General features: G+C 72.6%; 14 protein-coding genes and 1 tRNA gene. 4 read left to right on the top strand and 11 right to left on the bottom strand.

Annotated features, from left to right (window positions below):
* Positions 1 to 462: 462 nt before the first annotated feature.
* The 8 genes from cobA to KZ820_RS07585 all read right to left on the bottom strand — a co-directional run bounded on the left by cobA (position 463) and on the right by KZ820_RS07585 (position 10,227).
* Positions 463 to 1,242 carry a uroporphyrinogen-III C-methyltransferase gene (gene cobA / locus KZ820_RS07620; RefSeq protein WP_219747939.1) on the bottom strand — a complete coding sequence of 260 codons (780 nt, stop codon included), beginning with the start codon at positions 1,240 to 1,242 and terminating at the stop codon, positions 463 to 465.
* Positions 1,232 to 3,817: a nitrate reductase gene (locus tag KZ820_RS07615; RefSeq protein WP_219747938.1), complete on the bottom strand. Its 2,586-nt coding sequence runs from the start codon at positions 3,815 to 3,817 to the stop codon at positions 1,232 to 1,234. Before KZ820_RS07615 ends, cobA begins: the two co-directional genes overlap by 11 nt.
* Positions 3,814 to 4,152: a nitrite reductase small subunit NirD gene (gene nirD / locus KZ820_RS07610; RefSeq protein WP_219747937.1), complete on the bottom strand. Its 339-nt coding sequence runs from the start codon at positions 4,150 to 4,152 to the stop codon at positions 3,814 to 3,816. The genes KZ820_RS07615 and nirD overlap by 4 nt, the downstream gene beginning before the upstream one ends.
* On the bottom strand, positions 4,149 to 6,629 hold the full coding sequence (gene nirB / locus KZ820_RS07605; protein WP_219747936.1) for a nitrite reductase large subunit NirB: 2,481 nt from the start codon (positions 6,627 to 6,629) through the stop codon (positions 4,149 to 4,151). The genes nirD and nirB overlap by 4 nt, the downstream gene beginning before the upstream one ends.
* Before the next feature lie 36 nt (positions 6,630 to 6,665).
* Positions 6,666 to 7,901, bottom strand: a complete 1,236-nt coding sequence (locus KZ820_RS07600) for a nitrate/nitrite transporter (RefSeq protein WP_219747935.1) — start codon at positions 7,899 to 7,901, stop codon at positions 6,666 to 6,668.
* 250 nt (positions 7,902 to 8,151) lie between these two features.
* Complete coding sequence (locus tag KZ820_RS07595) at positions 8,152 to 9,363, bottom strand: CmpA/NrtA family ABC transporter substrate-binding protein (protein WP_219747934.1); 1,212 nt, start codon at positions 9,361 to 9,363, stop codon at positions 8,152 to 8,154.
* Complete coding sequence (locus KZ820_RS07590) at positions 9,360 to 9,941, bottom strand: ANTAR domain-containing response regulator (RefSeq protein WP_219747933.1); 582 nt, start codon at positions 9,939 to 9,941, stop codon at positions 9,360 to 9,362. The genes KZ820_RS07595 and KZ820_RS07590 overlap by 4 nt, the downstream gene beginning before the upstream one ends.
* 200 nt (positions 9,942 to 10,141) lie before the next feature.
* Positions 10,142 to 10,227 (bottom strand) — tRNA-Tyr (locus tag KZ820_RS07585).
* Between the two features lie 212 nt (positions 10,228 to 10,439).
* Here KZ820_RS07585 and rlmB point away from each other — a divergent pair.
* Complete coding sequence (gene rlmB, locus KZ820_RS07580) at positions 10,440 to 11,189, top strand: 23S rRNA (guanosine(2251)-2'-O)-methyltransferase RlmB (RefSeq protein WP_219747932.1); 750 nt, start codon at positions 10,440 to 10,442, stop codon at positions 11,187 to 11,189.
* Positions 11,190 to 11,334: 145 nt separating this feature from the next.
* Here the strand turns inward: rlmB and KZ820_RS07575 are convergent, their stop codons facing one another.
* Positions 11,335 to 11,652 (bottom strand): 2Fe-2S iron-sulfur cluster-binding protein, encoded by a 318-nt coding sequence (locus tag KZ820_RS07575; protein WP_219747931.1) that lies wholly within the window; start codon positions 11,650 to 11,652, stop codon positions 11,335 to 11,337.
* 54 nt (positions 11,653 to 11,706) lie between these two features.
* Between KZ820_RS07575 and KZ820_RS07570 the strand changes: the two genes are divergently transcribed.
* Positions 11,707 to 12,333 (top strand): DNA-3-methyladenine glycosylase family protein, encoded by a 627-nt coding sequence (locus KZ820_RS07570; RefSeq protein WP_219747930.1) that lies wholly within the window; start codon positions 11,707 to 11,709, stop codon positions 12,331 to 12,333.
* 5 nt (positions 12,334 to 12,338) lie between these two features.
* On the opposite strand, the gene KZ820_RS07565 is transcribed toward KZ820_RS07570, so the two are convergent.
* Positions 12,339 to 13,151, bottom strand: coding sequence for a hypothetical protein (locus KZ820_RS07565; protein WP_219747929.1), 813 nt, complete (start codon positions 13,149 to 13,151; stop codon positions 12,339 to 12,341).
* Positions 13,152 to 13,451: 300 nt separating this feature from the next.
* Between KZ820_RS07565 and KZ820_RS07560 the strand changes: the two genes are divergently transcribed.
* Complete coding sequence (locus KZ820_RS07560; RefSeq protein WP_219747928.1) at positions 13,452 to 14,297, top strand: DUF6454 family protein; 846 nt, start codon at positions 13,452 to 13,454, stop codon at positions 14,295 to 14,297.
* Between the two features lie 59 nt (positions 14,298 to 14,356).
* Positions 14,357 to 15,196, top strand: a complete 840-nt coding sequence (locus KZ820_RS07555; protein ID WP_219747927.1) for a DUF2306 domain-containing protein — start codon at positions 14,357 to 14,359, stop codon at positions 15,194 to 15,196.
* A 15-nt stretch (positions 15,197 to 15,211) separates the two neighbouring features.
* Here KZ820_RS07555 and KZ820_RS07550 read toward each other — a convergent pair whose 3' ends face one another.
* Positions 15,212 to 15,517 carry a hypothetical protein gene (locus tag KZ820_RS07550; RefSeq protein WP_219747926.1) on the bottom strand — a complete coding sequence of 102 codons (306 nt, stop codon included), beginning with the start codon at positions 15,515 to 15,517 and terminating at the stop codon, positions 15,212 to 15,214.
* Between the last annotated feature and the right edge of the window lie 10 nt (positions 15,518 to 15,527).

The following is a 15,527-nucleotide window of genomic DNA, read 5'->3' as shown; positions in this document are numbered from 1 at the left end:
TGCTGCCCGAGGGCAAGGTAGCGCCGCGCTCAGATCGGGTCTCCCCGGCCCGGCTCTTCCCGATACGGCAACAGCAACCGGTCCTTCACGGATGAGCGCGGCACCGGGACCGTCGCTTAAGCTGTTGAACTACGCCAGTTTCATTGTGTTTCGGCGTAGCGTCGCGACGGGATCGGGAAACATCACGGCAATGTCGGCTGCCGGGCGTGAGCGGGCGGGTTGCGACGCTCGCCGAGGGCTGGCGCGCTGCCCATGCGTCTGTGCCAAGCCGCGAGCGACGCGTCGACCCGCGACGCCCCCCCGACTCGAGCATGTTCCGGAGCAAAGCCACGACGTCGTTCTAGCCCAGCAGCCACCGCGTCAGCATCGTCATCGCACAGCAGTTCGCGACATAGACCGCGAACGTGCTCCAGCCGCAGGCTGGCGGGCGGAAGAGCTTGCCGGCGCGAACCGAGCGGCGCCTCACACGCATACGGCGCTGTTCGACAGTGGATGCGCCGCCGCAGCGGAGCTCCTCACCGCCTCTCCGATCAGCAGCATCGCTGGTTCGCGCGCGCCGACCGCCTCGACCAGGAAGGCGAGGGCGTCGAGCCGGCCATGAACCACGCGTTCCTGCGGCAGCGAGGCGTTCACCACCACGAGCACCGGCGTGTCGGCGCGGCGCCCCGCCGCGATCAGCTGCCGAGCGATCGAGCCGGCCGCGGCGCGTCCCATGTAGATCGCGAGCGTCGCGCCCGCATCCGCCAGCACCGCTGCGTCGAACGCGGCCGGCGCGCCCGTGTCGAGGTGCGCGGTGACGAACACGAGCCGGCGCGCGACGCCCCGCGACGTGAGCGCGCTTCCGGCCGCCGCGGCCGCCGCGCTGGCGGCGGTCACGCCGGGGCAGATCCGTGCCGGCACGCCGGCCGCCCGACACGCCGCCATCTCCTCCGCGGTGCGGCCGAAGATGGCGGGGTCGCCGCCCTTCAGCCTGACGACCCGCGCCCCCTCCCGCGCGGCGGCGACGATCAATCCGTCGATGGTGCCCTGCGCGACCGAGTGACGCCCCGACCGCTTGCCGACGCTGATACGGCGCGCGTCCGGCGCGACGAGATCGAGCACGCCCGCGCCCACCAGCGCATCGTGAAACACCACGTCCGCCGCGCCGATCAGCCGCGCGGCCTTGCGCGTGAGCAAGTCCGGGTCACCCGGGCCGGCGCCGACCAGCCACACCATGCCCGGCGGGAAATCGTCATGCGGCATCGTTCGTCTCCGTGGCGAGAAGGCGCGCCAGCGCCGGGCGGCACGAGCCGCAGTTGGTGCCAGCGCCGAGCGCAGCGCCGATCGCGGCGACGTCGGCGAGCGAGCGGTCGCGAATCGCGGCAGTGATCGTGCGCAGCCCGACGTCGAAGCAGGCGCAGATGATCGCGCCGCGATCCACCGCGCCGCCGGGCGGGCGTCCGGCGAGCAAGGTCGGCGCGGCGGGTGCGTTCAGCTGGGCGATCAGCCAGTCGCGCGGCGGCAACTCGCCGGTCGCGGTGACGAACAGCGCGGCGCGAAGCCGGCCCTCTGCCAACACTGCCACCCGCCGCGTGCCGCGCGCGCGATCGGCGGCCTCGATCCGCTCGCCCGCCGGGAGGCAGGCCTCGATCGCGGCGAGCGCACCGTCGCCGGCGAGTTCCCACAGGCTGCCGGTGGCGAGGCTCACCCGCGTGGCCCACAGGCAATCGGGGCGATGCGCGGGCTCGCCGGAGACGAGCAGGAACCCGCGCCAGGCGGTGGTTACCGCGTCAACCGCCGCAGGGCAGGACTTGAAGCCGGGCTGCCCGCTGAACGGGTCGACCTGCGCGCGTGTCAGCCGGCCGGTGCGCCCGCCGCTCGCGATCTGGGCGGTCCAGTGGATCGGCACGAACAATTCGCCCCGCCGCTGCGCGTCGGTGACCCGCGCGCGATACAGTGTCTCGCCCTGCGGCGTCGTCACGCGGGCGAGCCCACCATCGGCCACGCCAGCGGCCGCGGCATCGTCGGGGTGCAGCTCGACCAACGGCTCCTCACGATGACGCGCGAGCCTCGGTGCCAGGCCGGTGCGGGTCATGCTGTGCCACTGGTCGCGGTAACGCCCGGTGTTGAGCAGCAGCGGCCAGTCGCGCAGGGGCGCGGCGAGCGGCTTCTGCGCGACGGCAACCAGCCGCGCGCGCCCGTCCGCGGTGGGGAAACGCCCGTCCGCGAAGGGCGTGCCGCCCCAGCGGAACGGCGCCAGCGCGTCATAGCCGGCGTTGCCGCCGGCGGCGTGGCCGGCGAGGGAGAACAGCCGCTCACCCGCGTTGCCGTAGGTCGAGAGGCGGACGTGCTCGCGCCAGATCTCCGCCGGCCGGTCATAGGCGAAGGGGGTCCGCCACCCCATACGACGCGCCACTTGCGCGACGATCCACCAGTCCGGTCGCGCCTCGCCGGGGAGCGGGAAGATCGCGCGCTGGCGGCTGACGGTGCGGTCCGAGTTGGTGACGGTGCCGTCCTTCTCGCCCCAGGCCGCGGCGGGCAGCCGGACATGCGCGAGGCGGACGGTGTCGGTCTCCTCGACAACATCGCTCACGACGACGAAGGGGCAGCGCGCGAGCGCGTCGCGGACTCGCCCGGCGTCGGGCATCGACACCGCCGGATTGGTCGCCATCACCCACAGCGCCTTGATTCGACCTTCCTCCACCGCGCGGAACAGGTCGACCGCCTTGAGCCCGGGCTTGGCCGCGACCGTGGGTGAACCCCAGAAGCGCTGCACCAGCGCGCGCGACGGTGGCGAGAAATCGAGATGCGCCGCCAATGTGGTGGCGAGCCCGCCGACCTCGCGCCCGCCCATCGCGTTGGGCTGACCCGTGACCGAGAAGGGCTGCGCGCCGGGCTTGCCGATCCTCCCGGTGGCGAGGTGCACGTTCAGGATCGCGTTGACCTGGTCGGTGCCGGTCACCGACTGGTTCACGCCCTGGCTAAACAGCGTGACGGTGCGCGGCGTCGCGACGAACAGCTCGTAGAAGCGGCGCAGCTCGGCCGGCGCGAGATCGCACGCGCGCGCCACTGACCAGAGATCGCTCCCGTCGGCCAGCTGCTGCCAGAACCCGTCCGGCACGGCGACATGGTCGCGCAGGAAGTCGCGGTCGAGCGCGTCATGGTCGCGGCACCAGGCGAGCAGCCCGTTCATCAGCGCGACGTCGCTGCCCGGCCGAAGGCGCAGGTGGAGGTCGGCCTCCTCGGCGGTCTCGGTCCGGCGCGGGTCGATCACCACCATCCGCGCGCCGGCGGCGCAGCGCGCGCGTACCCGCTGGTACAGCACCGGATGGCACCAGGCGGTGTTCGAACCGACCAGCACGATGAGGTCGGCGCCGTCCACGTCGTCGTAGCTGGCGGGCACCACGTCCTCGCCGAAGGCGCGCAGGTGCCCGGCCACCGCGCTCGACATGCACAGCCGCGAGTTGGTGTCGATGTTGGCCGAGCCGATGAAGCCCTTCATCAGCTTGTTGGCGACGTAATAATCCTCGGTCAGCAGCTGGCCCGAGACGTAGAAGGCGACGCTGTCGGGGCCGTGCTCGGCGACCGCGGCGCGGAAGCGGCGCGCGACGAGGTCGAGCGCCTTGTCCCAGCCGGCGCGGCGCTGGCCGATCATCGGGTGGAGCAGGCGGCCGTCGAGCCCGACCGTCTCGCCCAGATGCGTGCCCTTGGAGCAGAGCCGGCCGCGATTGGCGGGATGGTCGGCGTCGCCCGCGATCTCGACCGAGCGCTCACCAGTAAGGGTGGCGACGATGCCGCAGCCGACGCCGCAATAAGCGCAGGTCGTGCGGACGCTCACGCCGCCGCCCGCAGCGTGCTGGCGCGGCACAGCAGCACGCGCCCGCCGCTCAGCTTGACCGGCACCGTCGGCGTACAGCCGCGATCCTCGCCCTGCGCCTCGCCGCTCGCCAGCGCGATCCGCCAATTGTGCAGCGGGCAGGTCACCGTCGCGCCATGGACGATGCCCTGGCTCAGGCGGCCGTGCTGGTGCGGACAGCGGTCGCGCAGCGCGAACACCTGCCCGTCACCGGTGCGGAACAGCGCGATATCGTCGCCGCCGTCGACCTGCACGACGCGGCTGCCCCGCAGCGGGATCTCGTCGATCCAGCCGATGTCGAGCCACTCACCCGTCATGCCATCTCCTCCTGCGGCTGGAAGCGCGCCATCGGCGCGTGATGCTCGCGCTCGGCCCCGGCGGCACGCGCCGCCCAGGGATCGTCCTGCGTGAACTGCTGCGAGAACCAGAAGCGCTGCGCCAGCTCGGCGCGCGCGTCCGCGTCGGGCAGCAGCCGCGACTGGACGTAGGCGAGGCCGACGCGCTCGATCCAGGGCGCGGTGCGCTCGAGGTAGCGCGCCTCCTCGCGATAGAGCTGGATGAAGGCGGCGCACATCTCGATCGCCTCGCGCTCGGTGGCGACCTTGCACAGCAGGTCGGTGGCGCGCACCTTGATCCCGCCGTTGCCGCCGACGTGGAGCTCGTAGCCCGAGTCGACGCACACCATGCCGAAGTCCTTGATCGTCGCCTCGGCGCAGTTGCGCGGGCAGCCGCTGACCGCGATCTTGAACTTGTGCGGCATCCAGCTTCCCCAGGTGGCACGCTCGATCCTCACGCCCAGCCCGGTCGAGTCCTGCGTGCCGAAGCGGCACCACTCGCTGCCGACGCAGGTCTTCACCGTGCGCAGCGCCTTGCCATAGGCATGGCCCGAGACCATGCCCGCGGCGTTGAGATCGGCCCAGACCGCGGGCAGGTCCTCCTTGCGGATCCCGAAGATGTCGAGCCGCTGGCCGCCGGTCACCTTGACCATCGGCGCGTCATACTTCTCCACCACGTCGGCGATCGCGCGCAGCTCGCGCGGGCTGGTGATCCCGCCCCACATCCGCGGCACCACCGAATAGGTCCCGTCCTTCTGGATGTTCGCGTGGAGTCGTTCGTTGACGAAGCGGCTCTGCTGGTCGTCGACATAGTCGCCCGGCAGCGCGCACAGCAGGTAATAGTTGAGCGCTGGCCGGCACGAGGCACAGCCGTCCGGCGTCGACCAGTGCAGCCGCTGCATCACCTCGGGGATCGAGCGCATGCCCTGCGCGACGATCTCGCGGCGCACGTCGTCGTGACCGAAGCTGGTGCAGCGGCACAGCGTCTTCGGCCCGGTCTCGACCGCGCCGTCGAGCCGCCACGCGAGCAGCGCCTCGACCGTGCCGGTGCACGCCCCGCAGCTCGCCGACGCCTTGCACCCGGCGCGCACCGCGTCGAGCCCGTGCGCGCCGCCGTCGATACAGGCCAGCACCTTGCCCTTGCTGACGCCGTTGCAGCCGCAGATCTCCGCCCCGTCGGAGAGCGCCGCAACGGCCGCTCTAGGGTCCGCCGGGGCGCTCTCCGCGGCGAAGGCCTGGCCGAAGATCAGCGCGTCGCGGAACGGCGCCACGCTCTCGCCGCGCTTGAGCAGGTCGAAATACCAGTTGCCGTCCGCCGTATCGCCGTACAGAACCGCGCCGACCACGCGATCGTCGCGGACGACGACGCGCTTGTAGATGCCGCGGCTGGCGTCGCGCAGCACGATGTCCTCGGCGCCGTCGCCGACCGCGAAATCGCCCGCGGAGAAGACGTCGAGCCCGGCGACCTTGAGCTTCGTCGCGGTCGGCGCGGGGCGGTAGCCGCTCGGCGTGCCGACCAGCCCGTCCGCGAGCGCGCGGCACATGTCCCACAGCGGCGCGACGAGCCCGTAGACCTGGCCCTCGTGCTCGACGCACTCGCCTACGGCGAGCACCGCCGGGTCGCTCGTCACCATATGGTCGTCGACGCGGATTCCGCGACCGACGTCGAGCCCGGCGGCGCGCGCCAGCGCCACCGCGGGGCGGATGCCGACCGCCATCACCACCAGGTCCGCCGCGATCTCGGTGCCGTCCTTGAGTCGCACCGCCTCGACGCGGCCGTCGCCGAGGATCGCGGCGGTGTCGGCGCCGGTCAGCACCGTCTGACCGCGCGCCTCCAGCGCGGACTTGAGCAGCCACGCCGCCGCCTCGTCGAGCTGGCGCTCCATCAGCGTTGGCATCAAGTGGAGCACCGTCACGCGCATGCCGCGCAAGCTGAGCCCGTGCGCCGCTTCCAGCCCGAGCAGCCCGCCGCCGATCACCACCGCGCTGCCGCCGCGCGCCGCCGCGGCGAGCATCGCCTCGACGTCGCGCATGTCGCGGAAGCTGACGACGCCCGGCAGATCGTGGCCCGGCACCGGGATGACGAAAGGGTCCGAGCCGGTGGCGATCAGCAGCCGGTCGTAGGCGAGCGTAAGGCCCGAGCGCGTGGTCACGGTGCGCGCGGCGCGGTCGATCGCAGCGACCGGGTCGCCGCTCAGCAGCGTGATGCCGTTGTCGGCATACCAGCCGGCATCGTTGATCACGATGTCCTCGAAGCTCTTCTCGCCCGCCAGCACGGGGGAGAGCATGATCCGGTTGTAGTTCACCAGCGGCTCGGCGCCGATGATCGTGACGCGATAGCGCGCGGGGTCGCGGGCCAGCAGCTCCTCGACCGCGCGGCAGCCGGCCATGCCGTTGCCGATCACGATCAGATGCTCGCGCGCATCGGCGGCGGGCGGTTCGATGGGGTCGTGTTTCACGGTAGTTCCCGTCTGAATCGAGGGTGTCGGGTGAGGTCAGATCCGGACGTCGCCGCCGGCGCTCCAGCGGCGGCGCCAGTCCGCCTTGACGAGGGTCAGGCCGAGCAGCGCGAGCCCGGCGAGCGCGGCGAAGACGAGGAAGCCGGGCGCGAAGCTGCCGGTCCATTGCTTGGCGACGCCGAGCGAAGAGGCGAGATAGAAGCCGCCCACGCCCCCGGCCATGCCGACCAGTCCGGTCATCACGCCGATCTCCGCGGCGAAGCGCTGCGGCACGAGCTGGAACACCGCGCCGTTGCCGACGCCGAGCGCCAGCATGGCGAGCGCGAACAAGGCCAACGCGCCCACCATCGTGCCCGCCGCGCTCACCCCCACCAGCGCCAGTGCGGCGAGCGCCAGCGCGGCGGACAGCGCGCTGCTACCGCCGATCCGATCCGCTAGCGCGCCGCCGATCGGGCGCACCAGCGAGCCGGCGAAGACGCAGAGCGCGGTGGCATAGCCCGCCGCAACCGTGCTCAGCCCGAAGCGGTCGGTGAAGTAGATCGGCAGGCTGGCCGCCAGCCCGACGAAGCCGCCGAACGTCACCGCGTAGAAGCCCATCAGCGACCAGGCGTCGCGCTGGCGCAACGGACTGAGATAGGCCGCGAAGGAGCGCGGTGCCGGCGGGTTGGGCGCGTCCTTGGCCAGCGCCATATAGACCATCAGCACCGCGGTGAGCGGCAGGCAGGCGAGCCCCAGCACCGCGTTCCAACCAAAAGCCTTGGCGAGGGCCGGCGCGAACAGCGCCGCCAGCACCGTGCCGGAATTGCCCATGCCGGCGAGTCCCATCGCCTTGCCCTGATGCTCGGGCGGATACCAGCGGCTCGCCAGCGGCAGCGCGATCGCGAAGGACGCGCCCGCGAAGCCGAGGATCACTCCCAGCGCCAGCGTGCCGGCGAGACTGTTCACGCCGAGCAGCCAAGCGCTGGCGAGCCCGGCGATGACGATCATCTGGCTAATCGCGCCCGCGCGCTTGGGCCCGATCCGGTCGACGACGAGGCCGTTGACGACGCGCAGCACCGCGCCGGCGAGCGTCGGCGTCGCCACCATCAGCCCCTTCTCCGCCGGGGTGAGGCCGAGCGTCAGCGCGATCTCGGGCGCGAGCGGGCCGAGCAATACCCACACCATGAAGGCGAGGTCGAAATAGAGGAAGGCCGCGACCAGCGTCGGCGTGTGGCCGCTGCGCCAGAAGTCGCCGGTCTTGCCCGCGGTTCGATCCCAATATGCCGTCGCCATCGCTGCTCCTTCGCGGAACCAGAAACGAAAAAAGCCGCCAGGACGGCGGCCCATGGCGGGCGCATCCTGGCGGCTTCGTTGCCTCGTCGGACGGGGCGCGGGGCCCTTGGTCCGTCAGCGTCTTCACCCCGGCGCTGGAGTGGGAGACGCTGCTATCTCGTGCCCGACGCCATTGCCGGGCAGCCCTGAAGCTGCCTGATTCGCGGCGCGCGCACAAGCCCCTTCTCGCAGGTGCAGCACCGCTGCGCCGTCAGGGCAGGCCGGCAAGATACCCTGGTATGTCGTCGGGATCGAAGGCGCGGCCGTCGAAGAAGCGGTCGGTGCCGAGCACCAGCCGCCCCTGCGTCGAGCCCGCGCCGATCGGCGCGTCGAGTGCGCCCTCCAGCTTGGAGCTGGCGCCGGGCAGCGGAGCGCCCGTGCCGGCGAGCGCGGCGCGGTAGAGGTCCGGGCGGAACGTGGCGGCCGCGACCGCCGCCTCGGCGGCCTCGAAGGCGCGCCCGTCCCAGCGCGTCATCTGCGCGTACAGCCACGCGGCCTGGCTGCGCCACGGGAAGTTGGCGGCCTCGCGGTACTGGAACATGAAGTCGGCATAATGGACCGGCGTGCCGCCGGCGACGAGCCGCACCCGGTCGGTGATCGCGCGCCGGATCGCCTCGGCGGGGGCGTCGAGATAGGACGGGCGCGCGAGGATCTCGGCGCTCTCCTCGGCGCTCTCGGGCAGGCTGAAGTGCGCCGCGGCGGCGTGGAGCGCACGCACCAGCCGTGCGGTGGCGTCGGCACGCTCGGCCGCCACCTCGGCGCGCATCGCCAGCACCTTCTCGACCCCGCGCCGCCAGATCTGCGCGGTCGCCAGCGCGATCCGGCCGACGCCGCGATCGACCGCGATCGAGTTCCACGGCTCGCCGACGCACAGTCCGTCGACCTCGCCGGCGGCGAGCGCGTCCGCCGCGAAGGTCGGGCTGGTGACGACGATCTCGACATCGTGGTCGGGGCGGATGCCGACAGCGGCGAGCCAGTAGCGCAACATGTAATTGTGGCTGGAATAGCGGTGCACCACGCCGAAGCGCAGGCGATGCCCGTCGGCACGGCGCGCCGCCGCCACCTCCCGCAGCGCCGCGCCGACCTGCGCCGGGTCGCCGAGCGAGTCGCCGAGCCCGCAGGCGGCGCCCAGCGCGGTGGAGAAGGTGATCGCGTTGCCGTTCAGCCCGAGCACGAACGGCACCGCGATCGGCACCGCCGGCCGGTCGCGCCCGAGCGCCGTGGCGAGCGCGAGCGGCGCGACCATGTGCGCGGCGTCGGTGTGGCCGTACAGCAGGCGATCGCGCACCGTCGCCCAGGTGACGTCGCGGACGAGCTGCAGCGCCAGCCCCTCCCGCTCGGCGAAGCCGAGTTCATGCGCGAGGATCGGCAGCGCGGCGTCGACCAGCGGCAGGAATCCGATCCGCAGCGTCTCGTTGCTCACGGCAGGTCTCCCATCAGCGCGTCGCTGGTGACGATCGCCTCCGCCACCTCGGCGATGCGCCGGTTCGATCGCATCGCATGGCCGCGCAGCAGCGCATAAGCCGCGGGCTCGTCGATGCCGCGACGGCGCATCAGGATCGCCTTGGCGCGATCGATCGTCTGGCGGTCCGCCAGCGCGGAGCGCGCCTCGGCCAGCTCGGTCTGCAGCCGCGAGAAGGCCTGGAAGCGCCGGACCGCGACGTCGAGCACCGGCTTGATGCGCTGCTTGGCGAGACCGTCGACGACATACGCCGAGACGCCCGCGTCGACCGCGGCGAGCGCCGCCTCGGCGTCCGACTGGTCGACGAACATGGCGATCGGCCGGTCGAGCGCGCGCGACATGGCGAAGAAGTCCTCGAGCAGGTCGCGGCTGGGATTCTCGAGATTGATCAGCACGACCTCGGGCGCACACGCCTCGATCTGCGCCACCAGCGGCCCGGCGGGATCGATCACCACCTGATCGTCGAGCCCGGCCTCACGCAGCCCGTCGGCGATGATGGCCGCGCGCGTTGTGCTGGTGTCGATGATCGCGATCCTCACGCTCACTCCCTAGCCGAACGGGTGATCGTGCCGCCAGCCTGCCGTTGCCCTCGATGCCGTTGAAGGCCGCTGCGGGGTTGCACCCCTGCGGGGAAGCGCCGCCGGGAATTTCGCCGAACGACAGGGGCCGAAAACAACCCGCCACGGCACGGGAACGTCGCCCAGAGTGGCGGCGACTGAGACCAGGTGAGATTGGGTTTTGGTGGAAGGGGCTGGATTCGAACCAGCGTACACTTGCGTGGGCAGATTTACAGTCTGCTGCCTTTAACCACTCGGCCACCCTTCCACGAGCGGCGCTGTCGAAAGCGAGGGCGCCCAATGCCCGCGCCGCACCGCGCTGTCAACGCCTTCCGTCCTGCCTTTTCGCGAGCGCCGCGGCGGTTGCGTCGCGGCCCGCGGGCGCATAGCGTCCGCCGCACTTCCTCCTACCGCCGGAAAGCTCCTTCCCATGTCGCGTCGTCCGCTCGCTCCTCTCACCGCCCGCCGGAACCGCGGCTGATGGCACGGCGCGGACATCGACCGAGCCAGCAGCAGGGCAACCGCACGCGGCTGTGGGGGCGCCATCCGGTGCTCGCCGCGCTCGCCAACCCGCAGCGGACGGTGCGCAAGGTCTGGGGCACGCGCGAGGCGCTGGCCCCGCTCGATCTGCCGCCGGTGCTGCCGATCGTCTTCGCCGAGGCGCCCGACCTCGGCCGGCTGGTGCCCGCCGACGCGCCGCACCAGGGGCTGGTCGCGGAGGTCGATCCGCTCGAGGACGTGTGGCTCGGCGACTTGCTCGAGGAGGGCCGCGAGGACCAGCGCCCGCTGGTCGTGCTCGACCAGGTGACCGACCCCCACAATGTCGGCGCGATCCTGCGCTCCGCCGCCGCCTTCGACGCGCTCGGCATCGTCACGCAGGACCGCCACGCGCCGCCCGAATCGGGCGCACTGGCGCGCGCCGCCTCGGGCGCGCTCGAGACGGTGCCGTGGGTGCGCGTCGTCAACCTCGCGCGCGCGCTCGACGAGATCGGCGAGGCCGGCTTCTGGCGCATCGGGCTGACCGGTCATGCGACGCAGACGCTGGCGCAGGCGATGGGGGCTCAGCGGGTCGCGATCGTGCTCGGCGCCGAGGGCGAGGGCATGCGCCACAACACTGAAGTGCATTGCGACGAGCTGGCGCGGCTGCCGATCTCGGCCAAGGTGGAGAGCCTCAACGTCTCCAACGCTGCCGCGATCGCGCTCTATGCCGCCGCGGCGCGGGTCGGCTGAGGGGCGTCCGCGCTAAGGCGCGGGGGCGCAGGGCGGGAGCCCTCGGCTGTGTCCTCTCGCGATCGCGCGCCTAGGCGGCGAGCGCCGGTACGCGGTTCAGCCCCGCGTCTTTCAACGAATTCATACGAGCGATCGCAGGACCGCCTCAGTCGTCCGCGCCGACGCGTACGCGCAGGCCGTCGAGCGCCGGGCCGAACTCGATCTGGCACGACAACCGTGAGGTCGAGTCGCGGTCGCTCGCCGCGTCGAGCAGGTCGTCCTCATCCTGGCCCAACGGCGGCAGCAGCGCGACAAAGGCGGGGTCGACGTGGACGTGGCAGGTGGCGCAGCTGCAGCAGCCGCCGCACAGCGCCAGGATCTCGTCGATCCCGGCCTCGCGGATGACCTCCATCACCGACAGTCCGGCGGCGCCGTCGATCTCGCGTTCTTCCCCCGCGCGCGTCTCGACGATAAGCTTGGGCATGCTGGTCTCCACCGAAAATCGCCCGATCCATGCCGCTTGCGTGCGGGCCGCGCAATGGGGCTGAGCGCCGCGGCACTCACCGCTGGGCTCGACGCGCTGGCCGCGATCGAGCCCGCCTTCGCCGCCGCGATCGAGCGGGTCGGCTATCCCGCGCCGCGCATCCGCGCGACGGGCTACGCCACGCTGCTGCGCACGATCGTCGGCCAGCAGGTGAGCGTGCGCGCGGCCGATTCAGTGTGGCGCAAGCTCGCCGAGCGCGGCGATCCCGGCGACCCCGCGCTGGTCACCGCGCTCGGCGACGAGGAACTGCGCGCGTGCGGCTTCTCGCGGCAGAAGACGAGCTATGCGCGCAGCCTCGCCGGGCTGGTGACGAGCGGCGCGCTCGATCTCGCCGCGCTGCCCGCGGACGACGAGGAAGCGATCGCGCAGCTCGTCGCCGTGAAGGGCATCGGGCGCTGGTCGGCCGAGGTGTACCTGCTGTTCGCCGAGGGGCGCCCCGACATCTGGCCCGCGGGCGACCTGGCGGTGCAGATCGAGACCGGCCGCATCCTCGGCCATGCCGAGCGGCCGAGCGAGAAGCTCACCCGCGCGCTGGCCGAGCCGTGGCGCCCGCATCGCGGCGCAGCGGCGATCTTCACCTGGCACCATTATGGCGCGGGGGCCGACGCCGCGCCGGTGTGAGGTCGCTAGGCCAGGCCGAGCCGCGGCCGCGCGCGCGGCGGGACGCGCAGCCAGCCCTCGGCGAGCGCGCCCGCCGCGGCCAGCGCGCCGAGCGTGAACAGCAGCGCCGCGGGCACCGCGAGCAACGCGCGCGCCGCACTCTCCCACGCCGCGCCCGCGCCGACCGTGTCGAACGCCACCGCCTGAAGCGCGAGCGAGCCCGCGGTCGCGAGGAACGCTCCGCCGTCGCGCCGTCCGCGCCATAGCGCCAGCGCGCCGCCGATCGACGCCAGCATCGCCATCTGGAACGACAGCGCGAAGCCGCTGTGCCCCGCCACGTCCCAGTCGAAGAAGCCGGGGATGGCGGGGAACAGCCGTCCCACGATCGGCGGCAGCACCAGCAGGGCGGTCGCCAGCATCGCCGCGGCATGGGCGCGCACCTGGCGCCGTGCGAGCAGCGCCTGGCGTACCAGCGCGACGAAGGTGACCAGCGCGAGCAGGTCGACGAGCCCGAGCCGCGCGCCGAAGCTGGAATGGAAGGGGTCGCTGCGCGCCGCGAATAGCGCGATGCCGCCCTGCATCGCGGCGAGGCTGGCGCCCGCGAACAGCGGCACCAGCGCGAACAGCGCCAGCCCGGCGGCGCGGTGGAGCGCGACGCGGCGGTCGTGGATCGACCAGAGCTGGAGCGCGAGCAGCATCAGCCAGGCGGTGGCGCTCAGCCCGTGCGCGTGGAGCGCGAGCGGCGCGGCGCGCAGTGCGCCGAAATAGCCGGGCCAGAACGCCAACAGGATCAGCGGCAACAGCAGCAGCACTGCCCGATGGCCATGACGATAAGGCATCACCGTCCCTTTCCCTCCCGCGCCGCTGATCCTGCCGATGGCGCACTCGCCGTTCTCCCCCGGCACGGCCATGATACCGCCTTCCGCCGGCGTTCGATTGGACGGACTCAGCCGCGCCCGCGGCGATCCTTACAAGCGACGGGGGGTGAGGCCCCGCCCGCTACGACGCCGCCGCATGATCGGCAGGTCCGTACCCGTCGACCCATCCCGGCGCGCTGCCGCCGATCTGCAACCAAAGCTCAGCGTAGCTGACACACGGGCCTGCCAAGGCGGGGCAGGGACGCGGCGGCGGAGGCGCAGATGGGGCGGCAGGCGATCGGGCAGCGGACGATCAGTCGGCGGGTGGCACGGGCGGCGGTCACCGCGGCGCTGCTGCTGCTATCCGGGCTGTCGGTCGCGGGTGCGTCGGAGCGGTTCGACGGCGCGGTAGAGGACGCGCGGATGCTGGGTGCGCTGTCGCTCGACGGCGAGCTGTACCATGTCCAGGGCGTCGAGGTCGGCGCGCACCGCATCTGGGTCACCTCGGTCGACGGTGCGGCACGACGCGGCTACCTCCACGAGTTCGATCGCGCCATCGGTCGCTTCCTGCGCCGGGTCGAGCTTACCGACGGCGTGCGCTACCATCCCGGCGGACTCTCCTTCCACGACGGCAGCCTGTGGGTGCCGGTCGCCGAGATGCGGCCCGACAGCTCGGCGGTGCTGATCGAGCTGGACGCCGCGACGCTGCACGTGCGGCGCCGCCTGCGCGTCGCCGATCATCTCGGCTGCGTCGCGGTCGCGCCCGACGGGCGACTGGTCGCGGGCAATTGGGACAGCCGGCTGCTCTACGTGATCGATACCGCCGACGGCGCGCCGGTGCGCACCGTCGCGAACCCCTCTGCGACGCACTATCAGGACATGAAGTTCGTCGACGGCGTGCTGGTCGCCGGGGGCAACCTCGACCTGTGGAACGGGACCATCGATTTTCTCGGTTGGCCCTCGCTCGCGCTGCGCCGCACGCTGCGCGCCGGGGCGATCGGTCCGGTGCGACCAATCGGACGCGGCGGCCCCTATACCGGTGAGGGAATGGCGATCGAGGGGCGCGACCTCTACCTGCTGCCCGAGGACGGGCCGAGCCGGCTGTTCCACTTCCGCCTCGCCGCCTGAGCGCGGCTTGCCAAGCAGCTGGCGCGGCGCGACGATCGCCGCGCGAGAGGAGGCGGCGCATGGCGACGGTCGCGGCGGACGCTGGGCAGGGACAAGCGGCGCGGCCGGCACGCGCGCTGCGCTGGAGCGCGCGGCTGCTGGTGGCGTGCTGCTGGGGCAGCGGCGCGATCTTCGGCGCCTATATCATCGCCTTCTTCGGTGGCGCGGCGCTGCGCGGCGAGGCGGCGCGCTGGAACGAGTCGCTCGCCAACCTGCACGATCCCGCCGCGCCGCTGGCGACGCTGGCGATGGGCGCGCACTTCGCCACCGGCGGCGTGCTGCTGCTGCTCGGCCCGCTCCAGCTGATCGGCCGGCTGCGACGGCGTCACCCCGCGCTGCACCGCTGGCTGGGACGGCTGTACGTGTTGTGCGCGGGCGTGGCGGGGCTGGGCGGGCTCGGCTTCATCCTGTCGCGCGGCACGATCGGCGGCGCGGTAATGAGCGCCGGGTTCGCGCTATACGGCGCGCTGATGGCGAGCGCCGCGACGCTGACCTATGCCGCGGCGCGCGCCGGGCGTACCGAGGCCCACCGCGCCTGGGCGATCCGGCTGTTCGCGCTCACGGTCGGCTCGTGGCTGTACCGGATGGAATATGGCGCTTGGTTCCTCGCGGTGGGGCGCGACGGCCACACCGCCGACTTCCGCGGCGGCTTCGACCAGGCGATGGCCTTCCTCTTCTACCTGCCGAACCTCGCGGTGGCGGAACTGTTCGTGCGGGTGCGCCGTCGCCCGCCCGGCGCGGTGGCCATCGTCGGCGCGACGGCCGTGCTGCTCGCCGCCACCGCCTTCGTGGCGGCGGCGACCTGGTTCTTCACGCTGCGATCCTGGGGACCGGGGATCGCCGCGGGGTTGCTCGGCTGAAGGGGCGCGTGCAGCCTAGAACAGGCGATTGCCGTTGATGCGGCGGACCCGCTTACGAATGTACGCGACCTGCTTGTCGGTGAGCTCGCCGTCGTTCGCCGCCAGCATGTCGCGCACCTCGGCGCGCAGCTGGTCGGCGAGATGCACCCGCTGGCGCCACATCGTCGGCGTGTCGCGCCCGCCGCCGAGCAGGAAATTGCTCGAGACGATCGGTGCGGTGATCGGCGGCGACGTATCGACGAAGCCGGCCCATTGCGCCGACGCCGGTGCGGCGCCGAGCGGCAGGATCATCGCGACGGCGGCGATCAGGATGGAACGCATGTCTCTCTCC

The organism is Sphingomonas citri (genome assembly GCF_019429485.1).
GTDB classification, from domain to species: domain Bacteria; phylum Pseudomonadota; class Alphaproteobacteria; order Sphingomonadales; family Sphingomonadaceae; genus Sphingomonas; species Sphingomonas citri.
This window is presented reverse-complemented; position numbering and strand designations above follow the sequence as displayed.

What these genes read in the sequence shown, in the direction of transcription:
- cobA (WP_219747939.1), bottom strand. Translation starts at nt 1,242, where the DNA reads ATGCCGCATGACGATTTCCCGCCGGGCATGGTGTGGCTGGTCGGCGCC.
- nirD (WP_219747937.1), bottom strand. Translation starts at nt 4,152, where the DNA reads ATGACGGGTGAGTGGCTCGACATCGGCTGGATCGACGAGATCCCGCTG.
- KZ820_RS07600 (WP_219747935.1), bottom strand. Translation starts at nt 7,901, where the DNA reads ATGGCGACGGCATATTGGGATCGAACCGCGGGCAAGACCGGCGACTTC.
- rlmB (WP_219747932.1), top strand. Translation starts at nt 10,440, where the DNA reads ATGGCACGGCGCGGACATCGACCGAGCCAGCAGCAGGGCAACCGCACG.
- KZ820_RS07575 (WP_219747931.1), bottom strand. Translation starts at nt 11,652, where the DNA reads ATGCCCAAGCTTATCGTCGAGACGCGCGCGGGGGAAGAACGCGAGATC.
- KZ820_RS07570 (WP_219747930.1), top strand. Translation starts at nt 11,707, where the DNA reads ATGGGGCTGAGCGCCGCGGCACTCACCGCTGGGCTCGACGCGCTGGCC.
- KZ820_RS07565 (WP_219747929.1), bottom strand. Translation starts at nt 13,151, where the DNA reads ATGCCTTATCGTCATGGCCATCGGGCAGTGCTGCTGCTGTTGCCGCTG.
- KZ820_RS07560 (WP_219747928.1), top strand. Translation starts at nt 13,452, where the DNA reads ATGGGGCGGCAGGCGATCGGGCAGCGGACGATCAGTCGGCGGGTGGCA.
- KZ820_RS07555 (WP_219747927.1), top strand. Translation starts at nt 14,357, where the DNA reads ATGGCGACGGTCGCGGCGGACGCTGGGCAGGGACAAGCGGCGCGGCCG.
- KZ820_RS07550 (WP_219747926.1), bottom strand. Translation starts at nt 15,517, where the DNA reads ATGCGTTCCATCCTGATCGCCGCCGTCGCGATGATCCTGCCGCTCGGC.